The organism is Mycobacterium sp., assembly GCF_040398885.1.
In the GTDB taxonomy this organism is placed as follows: Bacteria; Actinomycetota; Actinomycetes; order Mycobacteriales; family Mycobacteriaceae; genus Mycobacterium.
This window is the reverse complement of sequence record NZ_JBBATF010000161.1, coordinates 1-6935: the sequence shown is the minus strand read 5'-3', so window position 1 is coordinate 6935 and position 6935 is coordinate 1. Positions and strand designations below refer to the sequence as shown.

8 protein-coding genes are annotated in these 6935 nt (G+C 70.1%); 4 read left to right on the top strand and 4 right to left on the bottom strand.

What is annotated here, in order from left to right; genetic code table 11:
* Positions 1-34: 34 nt before the first annotated feature.
* On the top strand, positions 35-1135 hold the full coding sequence (gene manB, locus ADBZ5U_RS13440) for a mannose-1-phosphate guanylyltransferase ManB (protein ID WP_526810974.1): 1101 nt from the start codon (positions 35-37) through the stop codon (positions 1133-1135).
* 56 nt (positions 1136-1191) lie between these two features.
* Here the strand turns inward: manB and ADBZ5U_RS13435 are convergent, their stop codons facing one another.
* Genes ADBZ5U_RS13435 through cofD form a run of 3 tightly spaced genes read right to left on the bottom strand, consistent with a single transcriptional unit; the run spans position 1192 to position 4084 of the window.
* On the bottom strand, positions 1192-1743 hold the full coding sequence (locus tag ADBZ5U_RS13435; RefSeq protein WP_526810973.1) for an NUDIX hydrolase: 552 nt from the start codon (positions 1741-1743) through the stop codon (positions 1192-1194).
* Positions 1740-3098 (bottom strand): coenzyme F420-0:L-glutamate ligase, encoded by a 1359-nt coding sequence (locus ADBZ5U_RS13430; RefSeq protein ID WP_526810972.1) that lies wholly within the window; start codon positions 3096-3098, stop codon positions 1740-1742. The genes ADBZ5U_RS13435 and ADBZ5U_RS13430 overlap by 4 nt, the downstream gene beginning before the upstream one ends.
* The gene (cofD, locus tag ADBZ5U_RS13425) at positions 3095-4084 is read right to left on the bottom strand and encodes a 2-phospho-L-lactate transferase (protein ID WP_526810970.1); all 990 of its coding nucleotides are present in this window, start codon (positions 4082-4084) and stop codon (positions 3095-3097) included. The genes ADBZ5U_RS13430 and cofD overlap by 4 nt, the downstream gene beginning before the upstream one ends.
* 351 nt (positions 4085-4435) lie before the next feature.
* Between cofD and ADBZ5U_RS13420 the strand changes: the two genes are divergently transcribed.
* Positions 4436-4678, top strand: coding sequence for a WhiB family transcriptional regulator (locus ADBZ5U_RS13420; protein WP_526810969.1), 243 nt, complete (start codon positions 4436-4438; stop codon positions 4676-4678).
* 72 nt (positions 4679-4750) lie between these two features.
* Here ADBZ5U_RS13420 and ADBZ5U_RS13415 read toward each other — a convergent pair whose 3' ends face one another.
* A complete protein-coding gene (locus ADBZ5U_RS13415) occupies positions 4751-5176 on the bottom strand; it encodes a metallopeptidase family protein (protein WP_526810976.1) in 426 nt (141 codons plus the stop codon).
* 158 nt (positions 5177-5334) lie between these two features.
* Between ADBZ5U_RS13415 and ADBZ5U_RS13410 the strand changes: the two genes are divergently transcribed.
* Together ADBZ5U_RS13410 and ADBZ5U_RS13405 are read left to right on the top strand one after the other, a co-directional pair.
* The gene (locus ADBZ5U_RS13410; protein WP_526810967.1) at positions 5335-5760 is read left to right on the top strand and encodes a DUF3499 family protein; all 426 of its coding nucleotides are present in this window, start codon (positions 5335-5337) and stop codon (positions 5758-5760) included.
* A 90-nt stretch (positions 5761-5850) separates the two neighbouring features.
* The coding region (locus ADBZ5U_RS13405; RefSeq protein WP_526810965.1) for a phosphomannomutase/phosphoglucomutase at positions 5851-6935 on the top strand (1085 nt) is incomplete at its 3' end.

The following is a 6935-nucleotide window of genomic DNA, read 5'->3' as shown; positions in this document are numbered from 1 at the left end:
AGAAGTCCCGCCGGGAGTTGGAGAGAGGGACGTCATGAGCGCCGAGAGTCACACGCCCATCGACCCGTCCGGGGTCGACGCCGTCGTCCTGGTCGGCGGCAAGGGGACCCGGTTGCGGCCGCTGACCCTGGCCGCGCCCAAACCGATGCTGCCCACCGCCGGGGTGCCGTTCCTGAGCCACCTGTTGTCCCGGATCGCCGCCGCGGGCATCTCACATGTGGTGCTCGGCACCTCCTACCGGGCCGAGACCTTCCAAGACGAGTTCGGCGACGGATCCGGGCTCGGCCTGCAGATCGAGTACGTCACCGAGGAGACCCCATTGGGCACCGGCGGCGGGATCGCCAACGTAGCCTCCAAACTGCGCAGCGACACCGTCATGGTGTTCAACGGCGACGTGCTGTCCGGCATGGATCTGGGCGCCATGCTGGCCGCGCATCACGAGCGCGACGCCGACCTGACCCTGCACCTGGTGCGGGTCAGCGACCCCCGGGCATTCGGTTCGGTACCCACCGACACGGACGGGAACGTGTTGGCATTCCTCGAGAAGAACGAGGATCCGCCGACCGATCAGATCAACGCCGGCACCTACATCTTCAAACGCCACGTCATCGACCTGATCCCGCGCGATCGCGAGGTTTCGGTGGAACGCGAGGTGTTTCCGGCGTTGCTGAGCGATGGCGCCAAGGTCTTCGGGCACGTCGACATGTCCTACTGGCGTGACATGGGCACCCCGGAGGACTTCGTCCGTGGCTCGGCAGATCTGGTTCGCGGGATCGCCCCGTCGCCGGTGCTCGGCGGCCAACGCGGGGAGAGCCTGGTGCACGACGGCGCGTCGGTGGCGCCCGGCGCGCTGCTCTACGGCGGGACGGTGGTCGGGCGGGGTGCCGAGATCGGCGCCGGCGTTCGACTCGACGGCGCGGTGATCTTCGACGGAGCCCGCATCGAACCCGGTGCGGTGATCGAACGCTCGATCATCGGTTTCGGCTCCCGGATCGGCCCGCGTGCGCTCGTCCGCGACGGGGTGATCGGCGACGGCGCCGACATCGGCGCGCGATGCGAGCTGCTGCGCGGGGCCCGGGTATGGCCGGGCGTCCACATCCCGGACTGCGGGATCAGGTACTCGAGTGACATCTGACGGCCTTCGCCGTCGCCGTGACATCTGACGCCTTCGCCGTCGCCGTGACAGCTGAACTAACGGCCTTCGCTGTTGAGGCGGTATCGGGCGGCCGAGACCAGTCGGGCCAGCCCGGTGTCCTCGGCCGGCACCTCATCGAGTGGCCACCACCGCAGGTCCAGTGACTCGTCGCTGATGACCGGCTCGGCCCCCGCCGGTGCGTGGGCGAGGAACTGCAGGTCGAGATGGCGGGTCGGCACTCCCAGCGAGCACGTCACCGGATGGACGTGAATGGCCGCCAGTTCCGGATCGATCCGCAGCCCGCCGATACCGGACTCCTCGGTGGCCTCCCTCATCGCCGCGGCGACGATTCCGGTGTCGCCGGGCTCGCAATGGCCGCCGAGTTGCACCCAGCGTCCCAGGCGCGGGTGCAAGGTCAGCAGCACCCTGGTCCCGGTGTGGTCGACGACGAGAGCCGAGGCGGTGACATGGCCTGGGGCACAGGCCCGTTGGCAGCCGTCCGGCCGGGCGAGCAGAAAGGCCAGTACCGCGTGGCGCAGCGCATCCTGGCCCGGATCCGGTGCGCTCCAGTTCGTCAGGGCCGCAACCGTCGACTCGTGCAGGCTCACCGGCACAGCCACCGGTCGTCCAGCGGGGCCGGGTCGCGGGGCTGGGCATCCTCCTCCGGATAGCCGATGGCGATGGCGCCCAACGGTTCCCAGTCCGGCGGCAGCGCCAGTGCCGAGCGTGTCACCTCGGGGGCGAAGATCGTCGAGCCGACCCAGCAGCTACCGGCCCCACGCACGGCCAGCGCCACCAGCAGGGCCTGCACCGCAGCCCCGACCGCGACGGTGAACATGGTGTGCTCGGCGGCGGTGCGCGCGGCGTCGGGATAGCGGTGGGCCCCGTCGGGCACCATGAACGGGATCACCAGCTCGGGGGCGTCATAGAGGATCCGCCCGCGGGCAAGCCGGCGTTCGACCTCGTCGGCGGGCCTGCCGTCCGCGCTGAGGTCTGATCGCCAGGCAGCGCGCAGGTCATCCAGAAGTGCCCGCCGGCGTTGCCGGTCCTGCAGCCACACGAAGCGGGCCGGCCGGGTGTGGTGCGGTGCGGGCGCGGTGAGCGCTTCGGTGACGGCCGCCTCGATCAGTTCCCGTTCGACCGGGCGGTCGGCGAACCGGCGGACCGAGCGGCGCAGCAGTTGGGCCTGCCGCCGGCCCAGTTCGATCGCCTCGGCGGTACCCAGCCAGAACAGGTCCTCATCCCCGCCGCGCAGCAGGTTCGCCGCGGTGGAGCCGTCGTCGCGCGGCTCCAGTCCGCGCACCACCGCGACCGGCACACCGGTCAGCTTGCCCTTGACCAGGTCGGCCGCGGCGGCGATCTCGTCGGCGACGGCGACCTCGGTGACCAGAAGCTCGTTGCCGAAACCGTCGCGGGCACCGGCGTAGCTGTGCAGGACCGGCAGTCCGGCCGACCCGATCGCGGTGTCGGTCTGGCCGTTGCGCCAGGCCCGGCCCATCGTGTCGGTCAGTACCACCGCGACCCCGCCCAGGGCTGCGCGCAGCCGGGCGGCACTGGCGTCGGGATCGGCGGGCAGCAACGCCAATTCTGCTGTGGCGACGTTGGATCCGTCCACGCCGGCCGCCGCCTGAACCAGGCCGTGCCGATTCTCGGTGATCAGCGTGCGGCCCCTGCGGGCCAGCACGCGTACGGCCTCTTGCTCGATGAGTTTGCGGCGCAACGCATCTCGCTCATCGGGGTCCTGCGGCGAAGCGACCACCCGGCCCTCGCACTTGGACACCACCTTGCTGGTGATCACCAGGATGTCGTCGCCGCGAAGCCACGGGGCAGCGGTACGGATCGCCGCCGCGAGATCGTCACCGGGCCGGAATTCCGGCAGGCCGGTGATCGGGATGATCTCGACGGGCGCCGCGGTTCCATGGTCGCCGCTCGGCGGCGCCGTCTGGGCGTGGTCGCCGCTCATGGCGCCAGCCCGGCGAGTTGCAGGCCGGCGGCGACCATCGCCGCGGTGGCGTCGGGATCCGACATCAGCAGCGGGATCGACCGCACGGTCACGCCCGCCACGTGGGCGGCATCGGTCTCGTGAATCAGCCAGTAGTCCAACAGTCCGGTCGCCGACCGCGCGCCGTAGTGCCGGCCGACCGCCTCGGAGTCGGTCTCCACCCCGATCACCGACAGGCATTCGTCGGCCATGCCACGCAACGGCTTTCCGCTCACGATGGGGGAGTACCCGATGACCGGCGCCGGGGTGGAGCGCAGTGCCGATCGGACACCACCGATGGCCAGGATCGCCCCGACGCTGACCACCGGGTTGGACGGCGCCAGCATCACCACGTCGGCGCCGGTGATCGCCTCGACGACACCGGGCCCGGCGTTGGCGGTCTCCGAACCCACGAAGGCGAAACCGTGGGTCGGGATCTTGGCGCGGTAGCGCACCCACCACTCCTGGAAGTGGATCGCCTTCTTGTCGCCGGTGTCCGGATCGGTGACCACGACGTGGGTTTCGCAACGGTCGTCACTGGCCGGCAACAACCGGGCGCCCGGTGACCATCGGTGGCACAACGCTTCGGTGACCTGCCCGAGTGGATAACCCGCCCGCAGCATCTGGCTGCGCACCAGATGGGTGGCGAGGTCGCGATCGCCCAGCCCGAACCAGTCCGGCTGAACGCCGTAAGCGGCGAGTTCCGCTTTGGCATGCCAGGTTTCGTCGCGATGCCCCCAGCCCCGGTCGGGATCGATACCGCCCCCGAGGGTGTACATGCAGGTGTCCAGGTCCGGACAGATTCGGACTCCGTACATCCAGGCGTCGTCACCGATGTTGACCACGGCGGTCAGTTCATGACCGGTGTCGCCGGACTGTTCGGCGAACCGGCCCAGGCCGAGGAGTCGCTGCGCACCGAGCAGGAAACGGGCGCCCCCGATCCCCCCGACCAGAACGGTGACTTTCACAGCGACCGACACTATTCGGTCGGCCGCGCGGGCCTGCAGGCGGTCACAGTGACGTAACTCGCTAGACACGCCAGGGGCTCGACACGCCGGTTTATGTCACGAAAGTGGTAGCGAAACCCGGCGAACGGCTTGACCGGGGAACCGCGGCACTGTCTAATCACAGCAGTGTCATTTCCCCATCTACCTGCCGGTTCCGGTGTGGCAGACCGGGATTCGACCATATGTTCGAACGAAGTGATGCTGCACAACCGAAATCAGGCAAGGAGGTCGGGCATGTCGTATGAGAATTTTCTCGGGGCGCTGAGCGCTCCAACCGCCGCGCGGACTCATTTGAGTGTGGTGCCGGACTTGATGGACGCACCTCTGACTCCGGACGATCCGCTGTGGCAGGAGAAGGCTCTCTGCGCGCAGACCGATCCGGAGGCGTTCTTCCCCGAGAAGGGCGGCTCGACCCGCGAGGCCAAGCGAATCTGCCTGGGGTGCGAGGTGCGCGACGCGTGCCTGGAGTACGCCCTGGCCAACGACGAGCGCTTCGGCATCTGGGGCGGACTGTCCGAACGGGAGCGCCGGCGCCTCAAGCGCGGCATCATCTGAGCCTGCCCGCCTAGGTCGGCAGGTGTCTCGCGTCCCCGTGACCGGACCGGGACCGCCGGTCTTATCGGGTCGCTAGTCGTCGGCGTTCATGTCGGGGTCGATGACCCCGGGCTCCACGCCCAGGTGAGTGGCGACCTGCGCCACCAGAATTTCGTGCAAAAGATCGGTCAGGTCCACCGAATCCTTCGCTCGCCGCTCAATCGGCCTGCGGAACAACACAATTCGGGCCCGCGTGGCGTCGCCGCGGACGTCCACTCCGGCCGGTATCAATCGCGCCAGAGCAATCGGCCCATCGGCCACCACATCCGGCGGCCACTGCACATTGTCGGGATCCCTCGGCGAGATGCGCGGAATCTCATCGACGGCCACGTCGAGTCCGCTCAGCCGCTCGTGCCACCGCCGCTCGATGGGCTCGTAGGCCTCCAGCACCGCCATGTCGAAACGTTCGGCGCGGCTGCGCCAACCGGGTACCGACGGGGGCAGCAGTGGGCCGCGCATCTCGCGTCCGCGCCGGGCGGCGCCTCCCGAGCCGCCGCCGCGCCGGGAGCTGCGGGTGTCGGCCATGATCTACAGATCGTAACGGTTCAACATCGACCGCCCGCCGGCCGCGCGTGTCCGGCGTCACGTCGGATTCCCGCCGCGATAGCCTCTGCGGCGTGAAGGTTCCCCGTCGCTGCATCCGGCCCGGTTGCGCGCACTATGCGGTGGCGACTCTGACGTACGTCTACGCCGACTCGACCGCCGTGGTGGGACCGCTGGCAGGGATCCGCGAGCCGCACTCCTGGGACCTGTGCCTGAGCCATGCCAGCCGGATCACCGCCCCGCGCGGCTGGGAACTGGTGCGCCATGCCGGACCGCTGCCGACCAACCCCGACGAGGACGACCTCATCGCGCTGGCCGAGGCGGTGCGGGAGGGAAGAGTGTCGGGCGGCTCACCGCTGCCCGGATTCTCCGATCCGGTCGGCGCGCCGTCGCCGGCCGACCGGGTGCCGCACGGTGGGTTCGCCCAACCGGCGTCCCGGGCCGGGTCGACCGGCCGCCGCCGCGGGCACTTGCGGGTCCTGCCCCAGCCGGGCGACTGAATTCACGCTCCGCGCTGTGCGGACTTCCCGCCGCGCCCGAACGGTTAGGCTTGACGGCCAAGTAGTCCACGGTCCCGAGGAGTCCCCGCCATGACCAGGTTGGCCGCCGACGTGCGTCGCGTGATCAAGGCCTACGACGTCCGTGGTCTGGTCGGGCAGGAGATAGACGAGTCGTTCGTCTTCGACGTCGGCGCGGCCTTCGCCCGGTTGATGCGCTCCGAGACGGCCGGGGCGTCGGACCCCGCCAACTCCCGGGTGGTCATCGGCTACGACATGCGGGAGAGTTCCCCGGCGCTGGCCGCCGCCTTCGCCGACGGGGTGACCTCCCAGGGGCTTGACGTGCTACGCATCGGGCTGGCCTCCACCGACGAGCTGTACTTCGCCTCCGGTCTGCTCGATTGCCCTGGCGCGATGTTCACCGCCAGCCACAACCCGGCGGCCTACAACGGCATCAAACTCTGCCGCGCCGCGGCCGGGCCGGTGGGCGAGGACACCGGCCTGGCGGTGATCCGCGACGAGGTCATCGCCGGCGTGCCGGCCTGGGACGGTCGGCGCGGCACCCTCGACGATCACGACGTGCTCGGTGAGTACGGCGCGTTCCTGCGCTCGCTGGTCGACGTCGGCGCGTTGCGACCGTTGCGAGTCGCCGTCGACGCCGGCAACGGAATGGCGGGCCACACCGCCCCGGCGGTGCTCGGCGCCGTCCCCGGCCTGACGCTGCTGCCGCTGTACTTCGAGCTGGACGGTTCCTTCCCCAACCACGAGGCCAATCCGTTGGAACCGGCCAACCTGGTGGACCTGCAGGACTACGTGCGCCGCACCGGCGCCGATATCGGCCTGGCCTTCGACGGCGACGCCGACCGCTGCTTCGTCGTCGACGAACTCGGTCAGCCGGTGTCGCCGTCGTCGGTCACCGCCCTGGTCGCCGACCGGGAACTGGCCCGCGAGCCGGGCGCGACGGTCATCCACAACCTGATCACCTCACGGGTGGTGCCCGAGGTGATCGCCGAGCGGGGCGGAAAGCCGGTGCGCTCCCGCGTCGGGCACTCCTACATCAAGGCTCTGATGGCCGACAGCGGCGCCATCTTCGGCGGCGAGCACTCGGCGCACTACTACTTCCGTGACTTCTGGGGTGCCGACTCGGGCATGCTGGCTGCGCTGCACGTGCTGGCGGC